The sequence below is a fragment of the Pseudomonas sp. LBUM1641 genome, from assembly GCF_059716235.1.
Map to the genome: position 1 here is coordinate 3,303,880 of NZ_CP166815.1, position 23,282 is coordinate 3,327,161.

Annotated in this window: 21 protein-coding genes; 15 read left to right on the top strand and 6 right to left on the bottom strand. The window is 62.2% G+C overall.

Annotation, left to right across the window (positions count from 1 at the left end; genetic code table 11):
- Window positions 1-85: 85 nt before the first annotated feature.
- A complete protein-coding gene (locus ACA046_RS15085; protein WP_459021327.1) occupies window positions 86-571 on the bottom strand; it encodes a GFA family protein in 486 nt (161 codons plus the stop codon).
- Window positions 572-662: 91 nt separating this feature from the next.
- Here ACA046_RS15085 and ACA046_RS15090 point away from each other — a divergent pair, with 91 nt between their 5' ends.
- The 4 genes from ACA046_RS15090 to ACA046_RS15105 are packed head-to-tail and all read left to right on the top strand — an operon-like array spanning window position 663 to window position 6,934.
- Window positions 663-1,784 (top strand): AAA family ATPase, encoded by a 1,122-nt coding sequence (locus ACA046_RS15090; protein ID WP_459021325.1) that lies wholly within the window; start codon window positions 663-665, stop codon window positions 1,782-1,784.
- A complete protein-coding gene (locus ACA046_RS15095) occupies window positions 1,781-2,215 on the top strand; it encodes a bpX5 domain-containing protein (RefSeq protein ID WP_459021323.1) in 435 nt (144 codons plus the stop codon). The genes ACA046_RS15090 and ACA046_RS15095 overlap by 4 nt, the downstream gene beginning before the upstream one ends.
- Window positions 2,215-4,047 (top strand): hypothetical protein, encoded by a 1,833-nt coding sequence (locus ACA046_RS15100; protein ID WP_497676911.1) that lies wholly within the window; start codon window positions 2,215-2,217, stop codon window positions 4,045-4,047. The genes ACA046_RS15095 and ACA046_RS15100 overlap by 1 nt, the downstream gene beginning before the upstream one ends.
- Window positions 4,040-6,934, top strand: a complete 2,895-nt coding sequence (locus ACA046_RS15105) for a bpX6 domain-containing protein (RefSeq protein WP_497676912.1) — start codon at window positions 4,040-4,042, stop codon at window positions 6,932-6,934. Before ACA046_RS15100 ends, ACA046_RS15105 begins: the two co-directional genes overlap by 8 nt.
- On the opposite strand, the gene ACA046_RS15110 is transcribed toward ACA046_RS15105, so the two are convergent.
- Complete coding sequence (locus tag ACA046_RS15110; protein ID WP_459021317.1) at window positions 6,927-7,820, bottom strand: LysR family transcriptional regulator; 894 nt, start codon at window positions 7,818-7,820, stop codon at window positions 6,927-6,929. The two genes, ACA046_RS15105 and ACA046_RS15110, sit on opposite strands and share 8 nt — an antisense overlap.
- Window positions 7,821-8,097: 277 nt before the next feature.
- On the opposite strand from ACA046_RS15110, the gene ACA046_RS15115 reads away from it, so the two are divergent.
- From ACA046_RS15115 to dctM, 8 genes are all read left to right on the top strand, one after another.
- Window positions 8,098-8,916 (top strand): HTD2 family dehydratase, encoded by an 819-nt coding sequence (locus tag ACA046_RS15115; RefSeq protein WP_459021315.1) that lies wholly within the window; start codon window positions 8,098-8,100, stop codon window positions 8,914-8,916.
- Between the two features lie 31 nt (window positions 8,917-8,947).
- Window positions 8,948-10,111, top strand: coding sequence for an acyl-CoA dehydrogenase family protein (locus ACA046_RS15120; RefSeq protein WP_497676913.1), 1,164 nt, complete (start codon window positions 8,948-8,950; stop codon window positions 10,109-10,111).
- 10 nt (window positions 10,112-10,121) lie between these two features.
- Window positions 10,122-11,468, top strand: coding sequence for an MmgE/PrpD family protein (locus tag ACA046_RS15125; RefSeq protein WP_497676914.1), 1,347 nt, complete (start codon window positions 10,122-10,124; stop codon window positions 11,466-11,468).
- 9 nt (window positions 11,469-11,477) lie between these two features.
- Window positions 11,478-12,674, top strand: coding sequence for a CaiB/BaiF CoA transferase family protein (locus ACA046_RS15130; RefSeq protein ID WP_497676915.1), 1,197 nt, complete (start codon window positions 11,478-11,480; stop codon window positions 12,672-12,674).
- Between the two features lie 14 nt (window positions 12,675-12,688).
- The gene (locus tag ACA046_RS15135) at window positions 12,689-13,504 is read left to right on the top strand and encodes an HpcH/HpaI aldolase/citrate lyase family protein (protein ID WP_459021309.1); all 816 of its coding nucleotides are present in this window, start codon (window positions 12,689-12,691) and stop codon (window positions 13,502-13,504) included.
- A 159-nt stretch (window positions 13,505-13,663) separates the two neighbouring features.
- Entirely contained in the window at window positions 13,664-14,647 is a 984-nt protein-coding gene (gene dctP, locus ACA046_RS15140) for a C4-dicarboxylate TRAP substrate-binding protein DctP (protein ID WP_459021307.1), read from the top strand.
- A 175-nt stretch (window positions 14,648-14,822) separates the two neighbouring features.
- Entirely contained in the window at window positions 14,823-15,455 is a 633-nt protein-coding gene (locus ACA046_RS15145; RefSeq protein ID WP_459021305.1) for a TRAP transporter small permease, read from the top strand.
- Window positions 15,455-16,735 carry a C4-dicarboxylate TRAP transporter large permease protein DctM gene (gene dctM / locus ACA046_RS15150; RefSeq protein WP_010169752.1) on the top strand — a complete coding sequence of 427 codons (1,281 nt, stop codon included), beginning with the start codon at window positions 15,455-15,457 and terminating at the stop codon, window positions 16,733-16,735. Before ACA046_RS15145 ends, dctM begins: the two co-directional genes overlap by 1 nt.
- Window positions 16,736-16,859: 124 nt before the next feature.
- Here the strand turns inward: dctM and ampC are convergent, their stop codons facing one another.
- On the bottom strand, window positions 16,860-18,014 hold the full coding sequence (gene ampC, locus ACA046_RS15155; RefSeq protein ID WP_497676916.1) for a class C beta-lactamase: 1,155 nt from the start codon (window positions 18,012-18,014) through the stop codon (window positions 16,860-16,862).
- Window positions 18,015-18,147: 133 nt separating this feature from the next.
- Here ampC and ACA046_RS15160 point away from each other — a divergent pair, with 133 nt between their 5' ends.
- Window positions 18,148-19,029, top strand: a complete 882-nt coding sequence (locus ACA046_RS15160; protein ID WP_497676917.1) for a LysR family transcriptional regulator — start codon at window positions 18,148-18,150, stop codon at window positions 19,027-19,029.
- Here the strand turns inward: ACA046_RS15160 and ACA046_RS15165 are convergent, their stop codons facing one another.
- The gene (locus ACA046_RS15165; RefSeq protein ID WP_497676918.1) at window positions 19,030-19,605 is read right to left on the bottom strand and encodes a DUF1349 domain-containing protein; all 576 of its coding nucleotides are present in this window, start codon (window positions 19,603-19,605) and stop codon (window positions 19,030-19,032) included.
- Window positions 19,606-19,819: 214 nt separating this feature from the next.
- Between ACA046_RS15165 and ACA046_RS15170 the strand changes: the two genes are divergently transcribed.
- Complete coding sequence (locus ACA046_RS15170; RefSeq protein WP_497676919.1) at window positions 19,820-21,004, top strand: DUF2252 domain-containing protein; 1,185 nt, start codon at window positions 19,820-19,822, stop codon at window positions 21,002-21,004.
- 140 nt (window positions 21,005-21,144) lie between these two features.
- Here ACA046_RS15170 and yghX read toward each other — a convergent pair whose 3' ends face one another.
- Complete coding sequence (yghX, locus tag ACA046_RS15175; protein ID WP_497676920.1) at window positions 21,145-22,032, bottom strand: YghX family hydrolase; 888 nt, start codon at window positions 22,030-22,032, stop codon at window positions 21,145-21,147.
- Window positions 22,033-22,076: 44 nt separating this feature from the next.
- On the bottom strand, window positions 22,077-22,571 hold the full coding sequence (locus tag ACA046_RS15180) for a PaaI family thioesterase (RefSeq protein ID WP_497676921.1): 495 nt from the start codon (window positions 22,569-22,571) through the stop codon (window positions 22,077-22,079).
- Between the two features lie 118 nt (window positions 22,572-22,689).
- Between ACA046_RS15180 and ACA046_RS15185 the strand changes: the two genes are divergently transcribed.
- The gene (locus tag ACA046_RS15185; protein WP_459021292.1) at window positions 22,690-23,244 is read left to right on the top strand and encodes a YceI family protein; all 555 of its coding nucleotides are present in this window, start codon (window positions 22,690-22,692) and stop codon (window positions 23,242-23,244) included.
- Window positions 23,245-23,282: the final 38 nt, after the last annotated feature.

The following is a 23,282-nucleotide window of genomic DNA, read 5'->3' on the forward strand; positions in this document are numbered from 1 at the left end:
TGCTTACTTTTGCGCTGTTCAAAAGTGAGCCGCTGTAAGAGCGGAACCAATATCAGCCGTTACCGCAACAACGGATATACACCCATCAGCCCAGGCCCAACCGCCCATGCCACTGGGCAATCGACTCCTGCGGATACTCCTCAAACTCCAGATCCCCCGGCCGAACACTCACCTCAACCCAAGGCGCCTTCGACCCCAACATCAAATGCGTATGCTCCGGCGGCACCGGCAACGGCGTATCAATCGCCGAAGCAAACGGATGAATCAACGCCGGCCACTCCGGACTGAACAACCACAACCCCGACCCACACTGCGAACAGAAATGCCGCTCAGCCGTACTCGCATGCGCCCGACTATCCCCCGGCCCCTTCATCCGCGCGTGATAAATCGAAATCAACTTGCGCCCCCGCACCCTCAGGCTCTTGGCATCCCCCCCAAGATTGATCGCATACCCGCCACCCCCTTGGGTCTTGCGGCAAATCGAGCAATAGCATCGCTGATAGGGGTAGGGATGAGCACTCTCAAGACTGAACGTAACCGCGCCGCAATGGCAGGAACCGTCGAGCTGCATGGAAAACTCCTTCTCCTGATGATGTAACAATACTTTGCTAATACCTTAGCCTCAGGCAAGATTCCCCGCTTTGGTTTCAGGGAAGACACCCATGATCGCTTCATTGCAGAGCGCTGCCGCACAAATTCGCCATGCCGTCCGCGCGGCGACTGAAGGGTTGGTGGGGCGTGAACAATTGGCCGAGCTAATTGTGTTGGCCGCCGTCGCCCAGGAACACATCCTCGTTGTCGGTCCGCCCGGCACCGCCAAAAGCGCGGTCGTGCGGCGAGTGGCGCAGTCCATGGGCGGGCGCTATTTCGAGTACCTGCTCGGGCGTTTTACCGAACCGTCGGAACTGTTCGGCGCGGTAGACCTGAAAAAACTCCGGGAAGGCACGGTCGAAACCGACGTCAGCGGCATGCTGCCGGAAGCCGATATCGTGTTTCTCGATGAAGTATTCCTGGGCTCTACGGCGATCCTCAACACCTTGTTGGGCGTACTCAACGAACGCCGCTTCCGCCGTGGCCATACGCAAATTCATTGCCCGTTGCGCGTCTGTGTGGGCGCCGCCAACGGCCTGCCGGACGACGAGGCCTTGGCGGCCTTCGGTGACCGTTTCCTGCTGCACCTGTTTGTCGAGTCGGTGCCGGACAACCAACTGGAAGCCATGCTGGCCGGTGGTTGGCAGTCCGAGCAACGGCCGGTCCAGCAGTTACTCGGGCTGACTCAACTGGACACCCTCGGCCAGGCGCTGAAAAACGTTGACCTGACCCTCGTGCGCCCGGCACTCGCCCAGGCGATTCGCCGCCTTCGGGAAGCCGGTATTGCGTTGTCGGACCGGCGCATCGTCAAATCCCAGCGCCTGATCGCGGCGGCGGCCTTGCTCGGTGGCCGGCTTGAGGCGAGCGAAGCGGATTTGTGGCCGTTGCTGTATGTGTTGCCGACCAAGGAAACCCAGCAGCATGGCCGCGAGGTCCTGCGGGACCTGTTCGCCGCTTCCAGCAACAGCCATCTGTTCAGCGCGGTGGAGGAGGCGACCTTGCAGCCGATGTCGCGGCTCAATCGCTTGCTGGAAACGGCTGAAGACTACCTGAACCGCAGCGAACCACCGGCGAGCCCGGTGCTGGAAAGCCTGCTGCGAGAGATCGACGCCAACTTCAATAGCCAGACCATGCCGGAGTCGCTGCAGCAGGCGCGGGAGAAACTGACCCATCTGCTGACGCCCATAGCATGACGGTTGCGGCTCACACCTGGGGCTGGCGCTCACGCCGCTCGCCCGCTGAACCGCGTGCTGCCGTGGCCTGGGGCGAGGCTGCGCGGCGCTTGCATGCGCGGCTGTTGCTGATCCCCGCCGAACAGGCCGCGCGCCTGCAAGCCACCGCCAATGCGCACGTGTTGGTGGTGTCCGGCGTGGCCGACGATTTGCCGTGGGTCGACGGCGTCGAATACGCCGCTCCCGAGGACGGCGCGCCGGGGTTGTGGTTGCCCACCAGTTGGGAGCCGGACGTGCCGGCGGATGTGCTGGGCCAGGCACTCGCCGTGGGTTTCAAACGTGCTCCCTTGTTAGTGTGGCGCAGCCCCCAGGCGGTGATTCCGCTGGACCGCCAATTGCCGCTGACGCCTGAACATTTACAGCGGATTGCCGCTTATTGGGTGGGCCACTGATGCAACTGCCAGACTCGCTGCAACCCTGGAGCCAATGGCTGGAATGGTTTGCTCCGGACCACTTGCCGCTGTTCGCCGACCTGCTGGGCCGGCTCAATCCACTGCTCGGCCCGCTGCGTGGCCGGCAACAAGGTGGTGTGCCGGAGCCCGATGGGCTGGGTGATTTGCAACGTCGTGGGCCCTATGAGCGCTTGCTGTCCAGCGAGTGGTTGTTGGCTGAGGAAGTGCCCGATGAGTTCCTGCGTCGGGCGGCGGTCGGTGAGCATATGTTCTTGGCGCCGCAGTATCGGGCACGGGAAGCCAATCGGTTGATGGTCGTGCTGTTCGACGCGGGCCCCTTGCAGTTGGGCGCGGCCCGCCTGGTACATCTGGCGCTGTTGATCCTGCTGGCGCGCCGTGCGGCGGAGGCCGGGGCCGAGTTGCGCTGGGGTATTCTGCAGCGTGAACCGGCGTTGTATGAGCTGGGCGCTGCGTCGAACCTCAAGCAACTGCTGAACGCCCGGACCTATGAAGTGGTCAGTGAACAGCACGGGCAGGCCTGGCGTGACTGGATGGCCGAACAGCCGCAGACCGTCGGCGAATGCTGGCTTGTCGGCCAGCGTCTGCCTGAGGCTGTACCGGCGTGCTGCACCCACCGGGCCCATGTGCAACGCAGTCTTGACGGGCAAAGCCTGTCGTTTGAGTTGCGGGCTGGTGGTACACGGCAGGTGAAATTACCGATGCCGGATGAGCGCCAAGCCTTGCAACTGCTCAAGGGCCGCTTCGAGGGTGAAGCGGCAGAGGCGCCAGTGCTCAACGCGCAGGTGCCTCGGGTGGCCCTGACGTTGCCGCCGGTGATTTCCGGTGCCGGCAACTATGTGGCCCTGCGTCTGCTGGATCAGCCCGGGATGGCGGTGATCAAGCTGCCGTCGCCGAATCAGAAAAAGCCCTTGGGTGTACGCACTCAACTCTGGTCCTCTTACCAGCATGCGCTGGCGGTGACCTTCCTGAGTCGCGAACTCGGCGCGGTGTTGAGCAGCGAGGAGGCCTTGGCTTTCTGGAATATTCCCGGCCTGGCCCCGGTAAAAAAACCAAGTCGCGAACAACTGCTGCTGCCGCCGGGTACCGCAACGTTTTTGCCTGCCGCCTGGCTGCGCAATCCTAACGCCGAGCGCGTTTACCTGCTCGATAGCCAGGGCCGGCTGGCTTACTGGGAATCGGACCGGGCCAAGGCGGTGGACCGTTCAAAGCCGCGCCAGACCCATGAACTTGCCAGCGGCGTGCTGGGCCTGGCCAAGGTCGATCAATTTACCCTGGCCTACGTCCGTAAAGCCGGCGGGCGATTGTTTGCACAGTCGGCGGCGGCAGATCAGGCCAGGACTGAGAGTTACGCGCTGAGTGTGGCAGAAGGCGTGAGCCAGGTGCTGTTTGCCGGCAACTCGTTGTGGCGGCATCATTTCGGCGGCTGCGCGCTGCTCACGTCCAAGGGCGGGAATGAAAGCTGGCAGGTGATCACTCCCAAAACTGTGCCGGTCATCAAGGAATACATCGACCTGGCCTCTGGCTGGAAAGCCATCGGCTTGCTGCTGGACGTGGGCAAGGACCAACCGTCACTGCTGCTGGTCAACGCCGGCCAGCGCGCTATCGGCCTTTACAGCAACGGGCAGCAGAAACTGCTTTTCACCACCTCGGATGTTATTTCCCGGTACAGCTTTTGCCCCATGAGTGGTCTGCTTGCGGTCCTCACCAACTCCCGCGAACTGCTGGTGTATCACGTGGCGTCGAGTGACTTGCGCCTGCAGGTCACATGCGACAAAGAGCCCGAACACACCAAGGAAGGCGGCGATGCTTGAGCGCAATGAGGCGTTGATTCGCCGCCCGGTACTGGCCGGCCACCAACAGATTGAAGGGCTGTGGTTCTCCTGTGAACGCTTCGACGAGTCAGAGCGCGAACGCTTGATCCTCGAACACTGGCAGTTAGGTGCCGTTGCCTACCGGTTTGCCGAAGGTGACTTGTTGCGCTTCTGCACTGCATTGTCGGTGCAATGCGAAACCCTCGCGGGTTGGCCGCTGATTCGCCAGGGTGCAGGTTTGTGTTCGGCGCTGCTGGCCCCGGAAGAACTGCACACCCTGCCGGCGGCGGATGTGTGGCTGGTGCGTGGCAGTCAGGTGCAGGCCTTACTGTTGCGCGATGCCCAGGCGTTGTCGCCGGGGCAGTGGCTGGATATCAGCGGCTACGCGCTGCTCGACACCTACGACTGCAATGCCACCCTGGCCGAGCCGGTGTTGGAGGCGCGGGTCACCGACGTGCGGACCATCATCGGCGGGCCGTTGGGGGCAGTCAGTCCGGAGCGGGAAGGGGTCATGCAGGCCTTGATTGAACGTCAGCGCGCCGCTCCCCAACAGCCTGCCTCCAGAGCCACGGCTCCCGGCAAAAGCGCCTGGAATCCCGCGGAGCCTGTCTCGTTTCCCGCCTTGAAACTCGGCGCCACCTTTGCCTTGGTGGGGGCACTGATCTGGATGGCCAGCTATGGCAAGCAGCAGGCTTTCTCTCCGTTGCCGCCCCCCGTCCGCGAGGACTTCAGCGGGGTGATACTGGGCACGCTGGTGGGCGCGATTGTGTTTACCGCGCTGCTGATGGGCTTGAACAAGTTTTTGCGTCGTGACTCGCCTGGCGTGGCGGCGCCGCCCCCAGCAAAAGCGGCCCAAGGTATCGCACCGCGTGCCACGCCGGTGGGGCACAAGCCTGCCGCCTGGCGCCGCTGGTTGACCCGCCTGACCCAGCATTCAAAGCTTTCGGCGTTGTACGGCAAGCGTCAGGCCGCCTATATGCAACGCATGCTGGAGATGTTCGAAGACGGCGACTTTGCCGAAGCCCTGCGCCACGCCATCCCGCTGGGCGGCGAGCAGGGCAGTAGCGAGCAGATGTTCGGCACCCCGGAGCGCCGGCAGGACCTGCGCCTGAGCGAGCAAAGCGGGCCCCGGCGCGCGATGCTGTTCGAGGAGGGCCTGGAGGCCCACTTGCGGCAGATCTACCGTCAGACTTTCACGCGACTGGACCGTGAAGGGCGCATCGAGGAAGCGGTGTTTGTGCTGGCGGAACTGCTGAAAGTGCGCCAGGAAGCGCTCGATTACCTGGAAAAACACGGTCGCTATCAGCAGGCCGCCGACCTTGCCCTTGCCTGGGACATGCCCGCTGCCGTGATCGTGCGCTTGCTGTGCCTGGCAGAGCAGTGGGAGCAGGCATTGTCGGTAGCGCGCCGGGATAACGCGTTCGGTGATGCGGTGTTGGCACTCCAGGCCAAGTCGCCTGAAAGCGCCAACCGCTTGCGTCTTGAATGGGCGCAATCGCTGACCGAAAAAGGCCTGTGGTTGCAAGCCGTGGACGTGATCTGGAGTTTGCCTGCCGAGCGTGGGCGAGCGGCGCAATGGCTGCTGAATGCCGAAGCGGCAGGCGGGCGGTTGGCAATTGATGCGCTGGTCAAGCGCGCCATCTTGCTGCCTGAGACGCTGCATGCCTACGGGCCGTGGGTCGAGCAATTGCGCAATGATCCGCAGCGCGGCCGTGAACGCGCGGCCCTTGCCCAGGCGCTGTTGGCCCATAAGGCCGAGGCGGGTGCGCTGGCCTGGCTCACAGGGGCGACGGTGCATGCGATCGTGGCGGACCAGCTCGGCGGCGAGGGTGGCTTGACCCACCAGCAGTTGCAGGCGCTGGTGAAAATGAGTAAGGACAAACTGCTCTTGGCGGACCTGCCCGGCCAGGCGTTGAAGCGCTCTGCTGTCGTCCCCCTGAGCCAGGCAGGCAAGACCCAGGAGTGGTGGGTGCCAACCCGAGGCAATCGAGGGATCCACGATGCGGTTGCGCTTGAAGATAGCCGCTACCTGTTGGCTCTCGGGGAAGCTGGCGCGGTGGTAATTGATGAGTTTGGCAACACGCTGTTCCACTTCGCCGTGCCGGCGCAGGAGATCGTCCTGGCCCACGGCCGGCAAGTGGCGCTGGTGCTGATTCGGCGCAATGACGCCTGGCGGATCAGCAAGTTGGACCTGGTCAATCGTACCGCTACGGACCTTGGGGTGCTGGTAGTGGACGTGTTTGCCAAAGTCTTCGATGGCACCGCCTGGAGTATCGGCCGTGAGAAACAGATGCGGGTGGTGGATGTTGATCGAGGGTTTGCGACCCTGTGGCACGTGAGTGATCTGCCTGGCCGGGTCCATCGGCTGCAGAGCGATGAGTGCAACGAATACTTATGGCTTTTTTCTGTGCCGGGGGTGGGCATCGAGCGCTGGCATTACCGGTTGCCGGAGCGGCGCCTGATGGGGCGCGAGGTTGTGCCGGCAATCACTCCGGACCACAACCAGTTGCTTTGCGCGGTCAGCCTGATCACCGAGTGCTGGATCAAGGACCTGTACGCCGAGGAACTGATTCTGGTGGTCAACGTTGCCGGTAATCACCGGGGCTATCGTTTGCCGGGCGCCGCGGCCGAACTGATCGAGGAATACCCGGTGAGCGTCCATCTGGAGCCCGAGTGGTTGCTGTTCCATTATGCCGTCGCTGACAACCAGAGCCGTTGGCATATGATTCACCGCGCCAGCGACCGTCTCTGTGCTGCTTGGACGTGGCCACTCGATGACGCCAATGTGCGTCAACAGGGCGATGACTGGCTGCTGTTCGATGAACAAGGCCGCCTGTCCCATATCAACGTTGCCAATGGCAGCCAGCGCAACATCACCCTTAACTGACCGTCTCCGGCATCAACGTGGCTATCAACGCACGAATGGTGCCGGGCAACGCCTCCAGTTCCCGCACCAGAATACTGCGCTCGCGTACCGCCCAAACCTCATCCAGCTTGACCGTCACCAACTGCATGGTCCGGCTGTGGCGCACCGCCGCCGACTCTGGAATGATGCCGATCCCGACGCCAGCCTCGACCATCCGGCAGATCGCCTCGAAACTCGACATCTGGATCCGCAGCGACAGGTGCTTGCCCAGCCGTTCCACATGCTCACGCAGGAAACTCAACAACGTGCTGCCGTCATGCAACCCGATATGCTGGTAGGCCAGGGTTTGCTCCAGCGTCACCGAAGGCAGGCTCGCCAGCGGATGCCCCACGGGTACCGTCAGCACCAGGTGGTCGGTGCTGAAATGCAGCACCTGCAACCCCGACGCTTCCACGGGCCCGGCGATGATGCCCATGTCGCTGGTGCCGTCGAGCACGCCACGCACGATGTCTCGTGACAGCCGCTCCTGAAGGTCCACGGTGACGCCAGGACGCGCTGAAAGAAAGCCAGCCAGCACTTCCGGGAGAAACTCGGTCACGGCGGTGGTGTTGGCAAAAATGCGGATATGCCCGGCCGAATCGATGCCGTATTGGGTGAACTCACTCTTCAGGTAATCCACTTGGCGCATGATCAACCGCGCGTGGTGCAACAGGCGTTCGCCCGCCGGGGTGATTTCCACGCCACGGCTGTCGCGGTACAGCAGGCGTGTGTCGAGCTGGCCTTCCAGGGCCTTGATCCGCGCACTGGCGGCGGCCGGCGAGAGGAACGCGCGCTTGGCGCCCTGGGTCAGGCTGGGGGATTCGGCGATATGGATAAACAGGCGTAAGTCAGCCAGATCAAAGTGCATGGAAGGCTCCAGGTGGACGAACTCTTGTGGCGAGGGGGCTTGTCCCCCGTTGGCCTGCGTAGCGGGCCCAAAAAAAGCGGGAGCGCTTCGCACTCCAACGGGGGACAAGCCCCCTCGCCACAGAAAGCCTCCTGATCAAGTTGGAGGCTGTGTTCTGTTCGGACAGGTCAGCGGCGTTCAGCATAGCCGAACGCTGCTTTATTGAAATGCAAATTCTCAGAACGGCCAAGGCCCAGCATGATCCGGCTCAGATTCCCTGCCCGAGGACATGCACCTGATGAGCGCCACAGACTGGATCGGCCGTAGCGAAACAGCCCACGACCACTTGAGCCACAACCTGCTCAAACGCATCGCCGCCACCTTTGGCGAAGCGGTACCGGCAGATGGCGAAGCGGTTCCGCCTTTGTGGCAATGGTGTTTTTTCCAGGACCCGCTACCTGAATCCGCGCTGGGCGGTGACGGCCATCCGGCCCGTGGCGGGTTTCTGCCGCCGGCGGATAGCCGCAATCGCATGTGGGCCGGCGGGCGTATCGAGTTTTTCCATGGGTTGCGTGCCGGTGAGTCCGCCACCCGCGTCTCGACCATCACCCAAGTGGAAGAAAAAACCGGCCGCACCGGCTCGTTGCTGTTCGTCACCGTGCGCCACGACTACTCCCAGGACGGCCGCCTGGCCATCCGCGAGGAACAGGACATCGTCTATCGCGAACCGACGCCGCCCAAGCAGGGCAGTGGTGATGTATTACCCGAAGGCGACTGGCACGAAGCGGTCGACCCGACGCCAACCCTGCTGTTCCGCTACAGCGCCGTGACCTTCAACGGCCACCGCATTCACTACGACTATCCCTATGTCACCGGCACCGAAGGGTATTCGGGGCTGGTGGTGCACGGGCCGCTGATCGCCACCTTGAGCCTGCGCGCGTTTTGCCGCGCAAATCCGGCGGCCACGTTGCGCCGTTTTTCTTATCGCGGCGTGCGGCCATTGATTGCCCCGCAACCCTTTGAAGTCGGTGGGTGCGTCACCGCGCCGGGCGTCGCTGAACTGTGGGCGGGCAACGCTGACGGCCTGGCCCAACGCGCCGAACTGCATTTCGAATAAACCTCCAAGAACAACAGGCGGAGAGCCGTTAATGAACCCGAATGACAACGAAGAACTGAATGCTATCCGCGAAGGCGTCCGCGCACTGTGTGCCGAATTCGACGCCGCCTACTGGCGCAAGGTCGATGAAGAAAAGGGCTTCCCGCAAGCGTTCGTCAAAGCCTTGACCGACGCCGGCTGGCTGTCGGCAATGATCCCCGAAGAATACGGCGGCTCCGGCCTCGGGTTGGCGCAAGCCTCGGTGATCCTGGAAGAAGTGAACCGCTGCGGCGGCAACTCCGGCACCGTCCATGGCCAGATGTACAACATGTTCACCTTGCTGCGCCACGGCAGCGAAGCGCAGAAAAGTTTCTACCTGCCCAAGCTCGCCAGTGGCGAACTGCGCCTGCAGTCGATGGCCGTGACCGAGCCCACCACCGGCACTGACACCACGAAGATCAAGACCACCGCCGTCAAGCGCGGCGACAAGTACGTGGTCAACGGCCAGAAAGTCTGGATCTCGCGGGTGCAGCATTCCGACCTGATGATCCTGCTGGCCCGCACCACGCCGCTGGCGGAGGTGAAGAAAAAATCCGAAGGCATGTCGATCTTCCTGGTGGACCTGCGGGAAGCCATCGGCAATGGCCTGACCGTGCAGCCCATCGCCAACATGGTCAATCACGAAACCAACGAGCTGTTCTTCGACAACCTGGAGTTGCCGCTGGACAGCCTGATCGGCGAGGAGGGCAAGGGTTTCCGCTACATCCTCGACGGCCTGAATGCCGAACGCACCCTGATTGCCGCCGAATGCATTGGCGACGGCCGCTGGTTCATCGAGAAGGCCAGCGCCTATGCCCGCGACCGCGTGGTGTTTGGCCGGCCCATCGGGCAGAACCAGGGCGTGCAGTTCCCGATTGCCGAAGCGCATATCGAGATCGAAGCGGCCGACTTGATGCGCTGGCGTGCCTGTGAGGAATACGACAGCGGCGCCAACGCCGGGGCCAGCGCGAACATGGCCAAGTACCTGGCGGCCAAGGCTTCCTGGGAAGCCGCTAACGCCTGTCTGCAAACCCACGGCGGCTTCGGGTTTGCCTGTGAATACGACGTGGAGCGCAAGTTCCGCGAGACCCGCCTGTACCAAGTCGCGCCGATTTCCACCAACCTGATCCTGTCCTACGTGGCCGAGCATTTGCTCGAACTGCCACGCAGCTTCTGAGGGCCCGACCATGAGCCATACCCAAGCGCTGTGCCGGTTCCTCGCCGAGTTGAGTTACGAGCAATTGCCGGACAACGTACTCGCCCGCACCGAAGACCTGTTCCTCGATTGGCTCGCCTCGGCGCTGGCCAGCAAAGGTGCGCATCCGATTCCGCTGTTCGAGCGTTATGCCCGCGCGATGGGCCCGGCCAATGGCCCGGCGCAGATCATCGTCAACGGCAGCAGCAGTGCGTATTTCGCCGCACTGGTGAACGGCGCGTCGTCGCACCTGGTGGAGCAGGATGATCTGCACAACAGCTCAGTCTTGCACCCGGCTACCGTGGTCTTTCCGGCTGCCTTCGCGGCAGCGCAAGACCTTGGCAAGTCCGGTCGTGAGCTGCTGTTGGCTTCAGTGGCCGGTTACGAGGCCGGGATTCGCATCGGCGAATTCATGGGCCGTTCCCACTACCGGATCTTCCACACCACGGCCACCGTCGGCACCCTCGCGGCGGCTGTCGCGGTGGGTAAATTGCTCGACTTCAATCAAGAGCAATTCATCAATTTGCTGGGCAGTGCCGGCACTCAGGCAGCCGGTCTTTGGGAGTTCCTGCGGGATGCCGCCGACTCCAAGCAACTGCACACCGCCAAGGCGGCCGCCGACGGTTTGTTGGCAGCGTATTTGACGGCGGATGGGCTGACCGGTGCGCGCAATATTCTGGAAGGTGATCAGGGGATGGCGGCGGGCATGTCCAGCGATGCAGACCCAAGCAAACTGTCGGATCGCCTCGGCAGCCGTTGGGCGCTGCTGGAAACCTCGTTCAAGTTCCACGCTTCGTGCCGCCACACCCATCCGGCCGCCGATGCGCTGCTGGACCTGATGCAGCGCGAGGGCATCAGCCATGAGCACATCACCCGTGTGGAAACCCGCGTTCATCAAGGCGCCATCGACGTATTGGGCCGGGTAACGCTGCCGCAGACCGTGCACCAGGCCAAGTTTTCCATGGGCACCGTGCTGGGGTTGATTGCCGTGCATGGCAAGGCCGGGCTGACCGAGTTTCATGAACGGGCGCTCACCGATCCTGCCGTATCGGCATTTCGCGACAAGGTCAGCATGACACTCGACGCCGAGGTCGACGGGGCCTATCCCCAGCGCTGGCTGGGCCGGGTGATTGTCACCACGGTCGACGGTCGCGTGCTGCACGGCGCCATTGATGAACCCAAGGGCGATCCCGGCAACACCCTGAACCGTGCAGAGCTGGCCGACAAATTCCAGCGCCTGACCCAATTCAGCGGCGCCCGCACGCCCGCGCAAACCACCGGGCTGATCGAAAAGGTCTGGGACCTACGCAACGCCACGTCCCTGGCTCACTGGCTTTAAGGAGTCGTCATGACAGCTAATCAACGACCGCTGGACGGCATCACCGTCGTCAGCCTGGAACACGCGATTGCCGCACCGTTTTGCACCCGCCAGTTGGCCGACCTGGGCGCCCGTGTGATCAAGATCGAACGCCCGGGCGCCGGTGACTTTGCCCGAGGCTACGACGAGCGCGTGCGCGGCCTGGCGTCGCATTTTGTGTGGACCAACCGCTCCAAGGAAAGCCTGACCCTGGACCTTAAGCACGACGATGCCGGGGACATCCTGGAAACCCTGCTGGCCGACGCCGACGTGCTGGTGCAGAACCTGGCACCGGGCGCCGCGGCGCGCATGGGCTTGTCATTCGAAGCGCTGCATGAGCGCTTCCCGCGGCTGATCGTCTGCGACATCTCCGGCTACGGTGAGGGTGGGCCTTACGAGAAAAAGAAAGCCTACGACCTGCTGATCCAGAGTGAAGGCGGCTTTCTCTCGGTTACCGGCGGCCCGGGCGAGGATCAGATGGCCAAGGCCGGTTGTTCCATCGCCGATATCTCCGCCGGGATGTATGCCTACAGCGGCATCCTCTCGGCGCTGCTGCTGCGGAGCAAGACCGGGCAGGGCAGTCGCATTGACGTCAGCATGCTGGAAAGCCTGGTGGAGTGGATGGGCTACCCGATGTATTACGCCTTCGACGGCGCTCCCCAGCCACCGCGCGCGGGTGCGGCGCATTCGACGATTTACCCCTACGGGCCGTTTCCCACCGGCGACGGCGGCACGGTGATGCTGGGTTTGCAGAACGAACGGGAGTGGGCGGCGTTTTGCGACAAGGTGCTGCTCACGCCAGAGCTGGCCACCGACGAGCGTTTCTCGGCCAACTTCAAACGCTCAGAAAACCGCGACGTGCTGCGCCAGATCATCGTCAACCGCTTCGCGCAGATGAGTGCCGAGGCCGTGATCCAACGCCTGGAAGACGCGCAAATCGCCAGCGCCCGGGTCAACGATATGCAAGGCGTGTGGGAACACCCGCAGCTTAAAGCCCGCGATAGCTGGCGCGAAGTCGACAGCCCGGCGGGCAAGTTGCCGTCGTTGCTGCCGCCGGCGCGCAATGCCGCGTTTACCCCGCGCATGGACGCGGTGCCGGGGCTGGGGCAGCACAGCCAGGCAATTCTGGACCAGTTGGGTTACTCCGCTGAAGCCATCGACAGCCTGCGTGCACGCGGCGTTATCTGATAAGGAATTGAGCGATGCCAACTTCTCTTGTGCGCTCTGCGCTGTTTGTACCGGGCAGCCGGCCGGAACGTTTTACCAAGGCCTTGGCCAGTGGCGCCGATGCGGTGATTGTGGATTTTGAAGACGCGGTGGAAGAGCCGCTCAAGCGCCAGGCCCGGGACAACCTCGGGGCGTTTTTGCAGGCGACACCGGAAGCGCGGGTGTGGGTGCGGATCAATGCGCCGGAGCACCCGGAGCATTTCGCCGATGTGGCGTTCTGTCAGGCCCACGCCGGGGTGGCGGGGGTGTTGCTGCCCAAGGTTGAAAGCGCGGCCCAGGTGGCGGTGGTGGCCGCCACGGGCAAGGCCATTTGGCCGATTATCGAGAGTGCGCGGGGCTTGCTGGCGGTGGCGGAAATCGCCCATGCACCGTTGGTGGAGCGCTTGTCATTCGGCGGCCTTGACCTGGCGCTGGACTTGAACCTGAGCAGCGGCTCCCCGGCAGCGCAATTTGCCTTGGACCAGGCCCGCCTTGCCTTGATCGTGCACTCCCGCGCTGCCGGGCTGGTGGCGCCGCTGGACGGCGTACACCCGGCCATCGACGACCCCGAAGGCCTGCGCCGCTCGATTCGGCATGCCTATGAAATGGGCTTTGCCGGCGCGCTGTGTATCCATCCCAAGCAAGTGGCGGTGATTCACCAGGCGTTGGCCCCCAGCACCGAAGACCTGGCGTGGGCCAAACGGGTGGTGGACGCCGGTGCCCATGGGGCAGGGGCCTATCAACTGGATGGGCAAATGGTGGATGCACCGGTGCTGCTGCGGGCGCAAAGATTGCTGGCTGCACAACTCTAAAGTGTGGGAGCTGGCAAGCCAGCTCCCACATTGGATCTATGCCGTCTGCAAAATCGGCGTTCGTCCACGACGAACGCAGGTATCTAAAATTCGAAATTCTCTATACGCGTGACATCAGGCACCTTGCCCTATAACACAACAATAAGAAGGTGATTTTCCATGCTCAAGCTTTCTCGGGCGCTGTTCTGCGCCGCCACCTTGTTTGCCGCGGGCCTGGCCCAGGCGGCCGACCCCATTGTGATCAAGTTCGCCCACGTCGTCGCTGAAAACACCCCGAAAGGTCAGGGCGCATTGCTGTTCAAGAAGCTCGCTGAAGAACGCCTGCCTGGCCGGGTGAAAGTCGAGGTGTACCCGAACTCCTCGCTGTTCGGCGACGGCAAGGAAATGGAAGCGCTGCTGCTGGGCGACGTGCAGATGCTGGCGCCATCCCTGGCCAAGTTTGAGCAGTACACCAAGCAAGTACAGATCTACGACCTGCCGTTCCTGTTCAACGACCTGGCGGCGGTGGACCGTTTCCAGGCCGCCCAGGGCAAGGCGTTGCTGACCTCCATGCAAGACAAAAACATCCTCGGCCTGGCCTATTGGCACAACGGCCTCAAGCAACTGTCATCGAACAAGGCATTGCGTGAGCCCAAGGATGCCCGTGGCCTGAAGTTCCGCGTGCAGGCCTCCAGCGTGCTGGAAGAGCAGTTCAAGGCGATCCGCGCCAACCCGCGCAAGATGAGCTTCGCCGAGGTTTACCAAGGCTTGCAGACCGGCACCGTCAACGGCACCGAGAACACCTGGTCGAACTATGAAAGCCAGAAGGTCAACGAAGTGCAGAAGTACTTCACCGAATCCAACCATGGCCTTATCGACTACATGGTGATCACCAACGCCAAGTTCTGGAACGGCCTGCCGCCGGATGTGCGCACCACCCTCGACCAGGTCATGGTTGAAGTCACCGTCGAGGTGAACAAGCAGGCCGAAGCGCTGAACCAGTCGGCCAAGCAGAAGATCGTCGACGCCAAGACCAGCGAAATCATCGAACTGACGCCTGAGCAACGCCAGCTGTGGCGCGAAGCCATGCGCCCGGTGTGGCAGAAGTTCGAAGGTGAAATCGGCGCTGACCTGATCAAGGCGGCCGACGCGTCGAACCAGTAATTTGGAGGGCGCCGAGATCAAATGTGGGAGCGGGCTTGCTCGCGAATGCAGTCTTTCAGCTGATGCATTCGGTGACTGACACACCGCCTTCGCGAGCAAGCCCGCTCCCACATTTTGATCCGGTTCCCACCTCCAAGCCTTGCACACACCTATCTCCGCTTCGCGAGGTTTTGCCATGCAAACGCTAAGGCGCGTCTGGGAGCACCTGGAGGAAGGCTTTATCGCCATCCTGCTGGCCGCCATGACCCTGGTGACTTTTGTCTACGTCATGCTCAACAACATCTACACCCTGTTCTTTGCCCTTGCTGATAAGTGGGCGTGGAGCAGCGGTTTCTTCAACGCCCTGGGTGACCACACCATGGGCTGGGCCCAGGACATGACCTGGAGCGTGGCGCTGACCAAGGCCATGTTCGGTTGGCTGATTTTCTTCGGCATTTCCTACGGCGTACGCACCGCCGGCCACTTGGGCGTGGATGCCCTGGTCAAGCTGACCCCGCGCCGTGTGCAGCGCCTGCTGGGCATGCTCGCCTGCCTGTGCTGCCTGGCTTACGCCGGGTTGTTCATGGTCGCCAGCTACAAGTGGCTGAGCGCGGTGATGACCGCCGGTATCGGCGCCGAAGACCTCGACAAGTTCGGTATCGACGTCGGAGACATTGTGGTGATCGTGCCCATCGGTTTTGCCCTGGTGTTCATCCGCTACCTCGAAATTTTCTACCGCATCTTCACCCACCGCCAAACCGGGCTGGGCCTGGCCGACGAAGCCGGTGAAGCCAGCAAGTTGGCCGGCAGCCATGAGGAGCGTCACTGATGGCCGTTCTGTGTCTGTTTTTGCTGCTGTTTGTGTTCATGTTCCTCGGTGTGCCCATCGCGATTTCCCTGGGGTTGTCGGGCGCGGTGTCGATCCTGATGTTCAGCCCGGACTCGGTGAGTTCCCTGGCGATCAAGCTGTTTGAAACCTCGGACGCCTACACCTTCCTGGCGATTCCGTTCTTCCTGTTGTCGGGTGCGTTCATGACCACCGGCGGCGTGGCGCAACGGTTGATCGACTTTGCCAACGCCTGCGTGGGGCATATCCGTGGCGGGTTGGCGATTGCGGCGGTGTTGGCGTGCATGCTGTTTGCCGCGTTGTCAGGCTCGTCGCCGGCGACGGTGGCGGCGGTGGGTTCGATTGCCGTGGCGGGCATGGTGCGCTCGGGCTATCCGAAGGAATTCGGCGCCGGGATCATCTGCAACGCCGGTACCCTGGGCATCCTGATTCCGCCGTCGATTGTGATGGTGGTGTACTCGGCGGCGACTGAAACGTCGGTAGGCAAGCTGTTTATGGCCGGGGTGATTCCGGGCCTGCTGCTGGGCTTGATGTTGATGGTCGCGATCTACATCGTCGCGCGCATCAAGAAGCTGCCGGCCCAGCCTCGGGCGACCTTTCGCGAGTGGCTGACCTGCGCCCGCCGGGCATTCTGGGGCTTGTTGCTATTGGTGATCATCCTTGGCGGCATCTACAGCGGCATGTTCACCCCGACCGAAGCGGCGGCGGTGGCGGCGGTGTATTCGGCGTTTGTCGCGCTGTTCGTCTACAAGGACATGAAGATCAAGGATTGCCCCAAGGTGCTGCTGGAGTCCGGGCGCCTGGCGATCATGCTGATGTTTATCATCGCCAACGCCATGCTCTTTGCTCACGTGCTGACCACTGAGCAAATCCCCCAGGAAATCACTGCTTGGGTGATCTCCGAAGGGCTGACGCCGATTGGCTTTTTGATCATGGTCAACGTGGTGTTGTTGGTGGCGGGCAGCTTTATGGAGCCGTCGGCGATCGTGCTGATCCTGGCGCCGATCTTCTTCCCGATTGCGATGAAGCTGGGTATCGACCCGATTCACCTGGGGATTGTGATGGTGGTCAACATGGAGATCGGCCTGGTGCATCCACCGGTGGGGCTGAATCTGTTTGTGACCTCGGCGGTGACCGGGCTGACCCTGGGGCAGACCATCCGCGCGGCGTTGCCGTGGCTGATGATTTTGCTGGTGTTCCTGATCATGGTGACCTACCTGCCGTTCATCTCCCTGGCCTTGCCGCACTGGTTGGGGATGTAAGCACCTGTGGCTTTCTGGAGGAGCGAGCTTGCTCGCGATGGTCGTCAACGATGACGCGTGCATCCTGAATGAACGCGTTGTTTGACGGTTTTTCGCGAGCAAGCTCGCTCCTACAGGGCAGACGCTATTGGTCCATCGCACTCAGGATCGCATGGGCCGCTTTTACCCGTTCGGCATTCGGGTAGTTTTTGTTCGCCAGGATCACCACCCCCAGGTCTTTACCCGGTACATAAGCCACGTACGCCCCAAAGCCACCGGTCGAGCCGGTCTTGTTCACCAGCGTGTCGGCGTGGGGTGCCTGCGGTGGTGTCAGCCAATTGACCTTGTGGGGCTCCATGGCCATTTGTGTCGAGTTGCCTTCCACCAGGGCATCCACTTTGATCGGGTAGGGGTACATCTCCCAGCCGAGGCCCTGGGTCATGCCATCAACCGTGTAGTACCCGGTGTGGGTCGCGGCAATCGCCTGTTGCAGCGGCTTTTCCAGCTTCGCCGGGTGCATGTTCACTTCAACGTAGTGAATCAGGTCCGAGGTGCTGGTCTTGATGCCGTAGGCTTCGGCGTCCAGGGCGCCAGGACTGACGCGCACCGGTTTGCCGGCCTTGTCGTAACCCTGGGCGTACAGGCTCATTTGCGTCTCGGGCACGCTGATAAAGGTGTGCTTGAGGCCGAGTTTCGGCAGCACGGTCTGCTCCATCACGCGGTTAAAAGGCTGGCCCAGGCTTTGCGCCGCCAGGTGGCCGAACAGGCCGATACTCGGGTTGGAGTAGAGGCGTTGGGTGCCGGGTGCGAAAGCCGGTTTCCAGTGCTGGTAGTAGCTGATCATCTTGCCGGTGTTATCGGACTCATCCGGGAATTGCAGCGGCAAGCCACCCGCGGTGTAGGTGCCGAGGTTGAGCAGGCTGATGTGATCAAACTTGTCGCCACGTAATGCCGGCAGGTATTGGCTGGCCGGGTCTGACAGTTTCAGCTTGCCGTTGGCCAGGGCATAGCCGGCGAGGGTGGCGGTGAAGGTCTTGCTCACCGAGCCGATTTCAAACAGGGTGTTTTCGGTGACGGGCTGCTGGCTGTCCTTGTTGGCGACGCCGTAGTTAAAGTATTGCGCCTTGCCGTTCTGTATCACCGCGACCGACAGGCCGGGGATGTCCTGTTGCTGCATCAGGGGTTCGACGGTACTGTCGACTACCTGGCGAATATCGGTGGCGGCCATGCAGTTGCCGGCGCCGAGCAATAAGGCGAATATCGTGGTGGTGCGCACGGTTGGGAAAATGGATGTGTACATGATGACGTGACTTCCATGAAGGTGATCGGGTGAATACCGTTGCCTGCGCAGGCGCCGCAAATTTAGGCAGTTTGTGATCCGGCGGCAAACGATGATATCTCGCAACAGCCATTAGAAAAATTAGGGTCAAGCCATGCTCCGTTCCCATTTGCCTCTCAACGCACTGCGGGCCTTCGAGGCTTCCGCGCGGCATTTGAGTTTTACCCGGGCGGCGATTGAGTTGTGCGTCACCCAGGCGGCGGTCAGTCACCAGGTGAAAAGCCTGGAGGCGCAGCTCAATGTCACGCTGTTCAAACGCTTGCCCCGGGGCCTGATGCTCACCAGCGAAGGCGAGACCTTGCTGCCGGTACTGCGCGAATCTTTCGACCGCATAGCTCAAACCTTAGGCCAGTTTGAAGCTGGGCATTACCGCGAAGTCTTGACGGTGGGCGCGGTGGGCACCTTTGCGGTGGGCTGGCTGTTGCCGCGGCTTGCGGACTTCCAGGCGCGCTACCCGTTTATCGACTTGCGCCTGTCCACCAACAACAACCGCGTCGATGTGGCTGCCGAAGGCCTGGATTACGCGATTCGGTTTGGTGCCGGCGCGTGGCACGGCACCGAGGCGTGCCAGTTGCTGGAAGCGCCGCTGACGGTGTTGTGCGTGCCGCAACTCGCTCGGCAATTGCAGACGCCGGCGGACCTGTTGAAGCACACGTTGCTGCGCTCCTACCGCGCGGATGAGTGGACGCAATGGTTCCAGGCCGCCGGCTTGCCAGCCGATACACTGGTGCCGCGCAGCATTGTGTTTGATTCATCCCTGGCGATGATGGAGGCGGCGCTGCAAGGGGCGGGAGTGGCCCTGGCACCGGCGATGATGTTCAGCCGACAGTTGGCGACGGATGTGATCCGACAGCCGTTCGAGATTGGCATCACCACCGGCAGTTATTGGCTGACGCGCTTGCAGTCGCGGGCCGAGACACCGGCGATGCTGGCGTTCAAGGCGTGGTTGCGTGAAGTAGCGAGCAGCCGGCGTTAGTCAGGACAGGTCGTGCAGGGATTTACCGTTGGGCGCCCCCACCCACAGTTCGGAAAACTCCACCTCCAGCCCGCCACGCTCTGGCGTGCAGCAATAAGGCCCGACCTGATACGACAGCGCCACCGGGAACGGCGCCAGGCGCACCAACGGCCAGCTCGCGCCATCCACTGATACCTGCACGCGCAACACACCCTTGGCCACGGTGACGCGAATCCAGAAGGCTTCGGGATCACCCGGGAACACGCCGGTAGCCCAGTCCGACACGCCATCGGTCAATACGCTGCTCAGCAGCGTCGCGCCGTCGGACAGTTCCGCACCGATCTTCACCCAGTGCGCTTCATCCACTCGTACCATCAACCCAGCCTGGTCATACAGATGGGTGAATTCACTGTGGATTTTGACCTGAGCGGTAAAGTCGCCGTCGGTTTCGACAAACAGGAAATGCCCGTTATCGCGAACAAAACCATAGTGGGTTTCACGCCAGAAATCGGTACTGGCGTCGGTGCGGACCTTGAGACGCTCGCCTTCTCGGCTCCAGTGTTGGGGTTGATTGAGCCAACTGGCCTGTTCAAACATCGGGAAGCTCCTTGAAGGTGGCAAAACATCGGAGAAGGCGGCGGTGCCAGTGTTAAGGCGCGTGCGCAGCGAAAACAATCACCGCAGCGCGCCGACGCCAAGTGTAACCCCGGTAGCGATGGGGTCGGTGTGGCTCGCTAATAGAAACCTCTGAAACAAAATGAAACATTTGTCGCGGCCCAGCCTCTACCGTATCTCCACGACGAGTACCTCTATGAAAACGCCGCGTCCCTCTTCGCGAATGCCCCACCTCACACAACTGCGCAACCTGAAGATGGCGCGCTCCGCCCACGCATACGTGCGGGGCAGTACGGTTCAGTTTTACGAGTGGCTGCACAGCCAGCGCGGCCGGCGCCTGCCCCACGGGCCGGCGATCTGGATCTGCGGTGACTGCCACGCCGGCAACCTCGGGCCCACGGGCGATACCAAGGGGCGGATCGACATGCATATCCGTGACCTTGACCAGGCGGTGATCGGCAACCCGACCCATGACCTGGTGCGCCTGGCGCTGTCCCTGGCCACCGCTGCCCGGGGTTCGGACCTGCCGGGGGTGACCACCGCGCGCATGCTTGAAGAGATGATGGTGGGCTACGCGCAGGCGTTTAAGGACAAGCCCGACGAGGCACCGCCGCGTCCATCCCAGGTCAAGGCCGGAATGCGCAGTGCGGTGGAGCGTACCTGGAAGAATCTGGCCCGCGAACGTATTGAAAACACCCGGCCGACGATTCCGATGGGCAAGCATTTCTGGTCGTTGTCGCGGGCGGAAAAGTCGGCCCTTGAAACGTTGTGCGCCTCGGATGAGATCCACCGGCTGGTGACTTCGCTTAAAGGCCGGTCCAACGATGACCAGGTCGAGCTGCTGGACTCCGCTTATTGGGTCAAGGGTTGCAGCTCCCTTGGGTTGTTGCGGTATGCAGTGTTGTTGGGGGTAGGGAACCAGGACGATCAGGAATACTGCCTGCTCGATATCAAGCAAGCGGTGGGTGCGGCGGCACCGCGCGCGGGACGGGCAAAGATGCCTCGGGATAACGGGCGGCGAGTGGTGGAGGGCGCCAGGAACCTGTCACCGGCGTTGGGGGAGCGGATGCTGGCGACGCGGTTTCTGGATCACGGTTTTTTTGTCCGCGAGTTGTTGCCCCAGGACATGAAGCTGGAACTGGATGAGTTGAGCGAGATTGATGCGATGCACGCGGCCGGGTACCTGGCGCGGGTGGTCGGCGTGGCGCACGCGCGGCAGATGGACCGTGATACGCGCAAGGACTGGATGGCGGTGTTGCAGGAGAACCGGTCGAAGCAGCTGGATGCGCCGTCGTGGTTGTGGACCAGTGTGGTGCAGTTGGTGGGGAGCCATGAAGAAGGGTATCTCAACCACTGCCGGCAGTACGCGCTGGAACACTGACCTCAAGAACGCTAAAAATCCCCTGTGGGAGCGGGCTTGCTCGCGAAAGCGGTGTGTCAGTCACCGGATGTTTGACTGATCCACCGCTTTCGCGAGCAAGCCCGCTCCCACATTAGTCTGGTGGGGTTTTGGAGGGCGGGTTACACCAGGTATTTTTTGAACCAACCCAAGGTCCGCTCCCACGCCAGATTCGCCGCCGCCTCGTCATACCTTGGCGTCGAATCATTGTGGAAGCCGTGATTGGCTCCCTTGTAGATAAACGCCTCATACGTCGTGCCCGCGGCCTTCAGCGCCTTCTCATACGCCGGCCAGCCCTCGTTGATCCGCGTATCCAGTTCACCGTAATGCAGCATGATCGGCGCCTTGATCCGTGGCACGTCCTTGGCTTCCGGCTGGCGCCCATAAAACGACACCGCCGCACCCAACTCCGGATAAGCTACCGCTGCCGCATTGGTCACGCCGCCGCCATAACAGAACCCGGTGATCCCCACCTTGCCAGTGCTTGCATCGTGGTGCATCAACCATTCGATGGCCGCGAAAAAGTCGTTCATCAGCTTCTCTGGATCGACTTTTTGCTGCAGCTCCACACCTTTCTCATCGTTGCCGGGATAGCCGCCCACCGAGGTCAGGCCATCCGGCGCGAGGGCAATAAACCCGGCCTTGGCCAACCGACGGGCGACGTCTTCGATATATGGGTTCAACCCACGGTTCTCATGCACCACCACCACCGCCGGCAACTTGCCGCTGGCTTTGGCCGGGCGCACCAGGTAGCCGCGCACCGTGCCGTTGCCCTTGGGTGACGGGTAGGTGATGTAGTCGGCGACGATCTCCGGGTCGGTGAATTTCACCTGCTCGGCCAGGGCGTAGTTGGGGCTCAGGGCGGCGAGCAGGGCCGAAGCCGTCAGCCCGCCAAAGGTGAACAGCGCCGCGCGGTCGAGAAACTCCCGGCGGTTGATCTTGCCGTGGGCGTAGCCGTCGTAAAGCTCCAGCAGTTCAGGGGCGAAATCTTTGGCGGTCAGACGAGTCATCGGTAGCGTCCTCGATTAGCGGTGGGACTGAATGTAGACCAGTATCAGGCTTCCCGGCCATGGGCGGTGGCTGCCAACTGCCCGGTGTCGACCCGCACGAAGACCGAATCGCCAATGGCCGTCAGCACGCCATCAGCGTACACCTCGCACACCACGCGGCTTTTGCGCCCCACGTCACCTTCGACTTTTGCGCGCAAGGTCAGCGGTACGCCCATCGGTGTCGGCTTGATGAATTTGATCCCGAGGTTGCCGGTCACGCAGTCGATACGCGGCAGGCTGCCGGGTTCGCGTTGCTCGGCCCGGTAGTGGTAGGCCATGGCGGTCCAGTTCGAGTGACAGTCCACCAGCATTGCGATCAAGCCGCCGTAGACCAGGTCTGGCCAGCCGCAGTATTGGGCGTCAGGTTGGTGCTCGGCGATCACGTGAATGCCGTCGGCGTCCCAGCGGCTCTTGATGTGCAGCCCGTTGGGGTTGCTGCTGCCGCAGCCATAACAGACGCCTTCGGGGGCGGTGGTGTCTTGCAGGGAAAGCGCGGGCATCGTGGCTCCTTGTTGTTCGAGTTCCGTCGAGGCACGAGCCTAATGCCAGGCACGTGAATAAATCCAGCACCTACGCTGTTAGCAGTGCACAGCGTGTTCATTCCCGGTTGAGAATCCCATGAAACCTCGATTGCTAGCGGCCTTCCTTACCCTCGGCACCTTGTCCAACGCGTATGCCGTGGAATACACCGACGTGAATCCGGCGGCCAGCACCCTCAGCTTCACCTATGACCAAATGGGCCAGCAGGTGTACGGCACGTTTGGCAGCTATTCGGCGACCCTGAGTTTCGACACGCAAAACCCGACCGCCGCCAGCACCGTACTGACCATCCAACTGCCGAGCATCAATGCCGGCAGCGACGACGCCAACACCGAACTGCCCAAGCCCGGCTGGTTCGACATGACGACTTACCCGGTGGGCACCTTTACCTCGACCCACATCACTGACCTGGGTGGCAACCGCTACCTGTTCAGCGGCAACCTGACCCTCAAGGGCCAGACCCGGCCGGTGGAGGTCAAGGTGGCGCTCAAGGAGCAGAGCGGCATTGGTGTGTTCGATGGTGAGTTGGTGCTCAAGCGCGACGACTTCAAGATCGGCGCAGGGGAGTGGGCGGACAGCGTGGTGTCCAATGCGATTGTTATCAAGTTCAAGATGGTTGCACCTGAGCGCTGAGAGCTGAGATTCTGGCGGCTCTGAACAACGGTAGGTAA

What these genes read in the sequence shown, in the direction of transcription:
- ACA046_RS15085 (WP_459021327.1), bottom strand. Translation starts at nt 571, where the DNA reads ATGCAGCTCGACGGTTCCTGCCATTGCGGCGCGGTTACGTTCAGTCTT.
- ACA046_RS15090 (WP_459021325.1), top strand. Translation starts at nt 663, where the DNA reads ATGATCGCTTCATTGCAGAGCGCTGCCGCACAAATTCGCCATGCCGTC.
- ACA046_RS15095 (WP_459021323.1), top strand. Translation starts at nt 1,781, where the DNA reads ATGACGGTTGCGGCTCACACCTGGGGCTGGCGCTCACGCCGCTCGCCC.
- ACA046_RS15100 (WP_497676911.1), top strand. Translation starts at nt 2,215, where the DNA reads ATGCAACTGCCAGACTCGCTGCAACCCTGGAGCCAATGGCTGGAATGG.
- ACA046_RS15105 (WP_497676912.1), top strand. Translation starts at nt 4,040, where the DNA reads ATGCTTGAGCGCAATGAGGCGTTGATTCGCCGCCCGGTACTGGCCGGC.
- ACA046_RS15110 (WP_459021317.1), bottom strand. Translation starts at nt 7,820, where the DNA reads ATGCACTTTGATCTGGCTGACTTACGCCTGTTTATCCATATCGCCGAA.
- ACA046_RS15115 (WP_459021315.1), top strand. Translation starts at nt 8,098, where the DNA reads ATGAGCGCCACAGACTGGATCGGCCGTAGCGAAACAGCCCACGACCAC.
- ACA046_RS15120 (WP_497676913.1), top strand. Translation starts at nt 8,948, where the DNA reads ATGAACCCGAATGACAACGAAGAACTGAATGCTATCCGCGAAGGCGTC.
- ACA046_RS15125 (WP_497676914.1), top strand. Translation starts at nt 10,122, where the DNA reads ATGAGCCATACCCAAGCGCTGTGCCGGTTCCTCGCCGAGTTGAGTTAC.
- ACA046_RS15130 (WP_497676915.1), top strand. Translation starts at nt 11,478, where the DNA reads ATGACAGCTAATCAACGACCGCTGGACGGCATCACCGTCGTCAGCCTG.
- ACA046_RS15135 (WP_459021309.1), top strand. Translation starts at nt 12,689, where the DNA reads ATGCCAACTTCTCTTGTGCGCTCTGCGCTGTTTGTACCGGGCAGCCGG.
- dctP (WP_459021307.1), top strand. Translation starts at nt 13,664, where the DNA reads ATGCTCAAGCTTTCTCGGGCGCTGTTCTGCGCCGCCACCTTGTTTGCC.
- ACA046_RS15145 (WP_459021305.1), top strand. Translation starts at nt 14,823, where the DNA reads ATGCAAACGCTAAGGCGCGTCTGGGAGCACCTGGAGGAAGGCTTTATC.
- dctM (WP_010169752.1), top strand. Translation starts at nt 15,455, where the DNA reads ATGGCCGTTCTGTGTCTGTTTTTGCTGCTGTTTGTGTTCATGTTCCTC.
- ampC (WP_497676916.1), bottom strand. Translation starts at nt 18,014, where the DNA reads ATGTACACATCCATTTTCCCAACCGTGCGCACCACCACGATATTCGCC.
- ACA046_RS15160 (WP_497676917.1), top strand. Translation starts at nt 18,148, where the DNA reads ATGCTCCGTTCCCATTTGCCTCTCAACGCACTGCGGGCCTTCGAGGCT.
- ACA046_RS15165 (WP_497676918.1), bottom strand. Translation starts at nt 19,605, where the DNA reads ATGTTTGAACAGGCCAGTTGGCTCAATCAACCCCAACACTGGAGCCGA.
- ACA046_RS15170 (WP_497676919.1), top strand. Translation starts at nt 19,820, where the DNA reads ATGAAAACGCCGCGTCCCTCTTCGCGAATGCCCCACCTCACACAACTG.
- yghX (WP_497676920.1), bottom strand. Translation starts at nt 22,032, where the DNA reads ATGACTCGTCTGACCGCCAAAGATTTCGCCCCTGAACTGCTGGAGCTT.
- ACA046_RS15180 (WP_497676921.1), bottom strand. Translation starts at nt 22,571, where the DNA reads ATGCCCGCGCTTTCCCTGCAAGACACCACCGCCCCCGAAGGCGTCTGT.
- ACA046_RS15185 (WP_459021292.1), top strand. Translation starts at nt 22,690, where the DNA reads ATGAAACCTCGATTGCTAGCGGCCTTCCTTACCCTCGGCACCTTGTCC.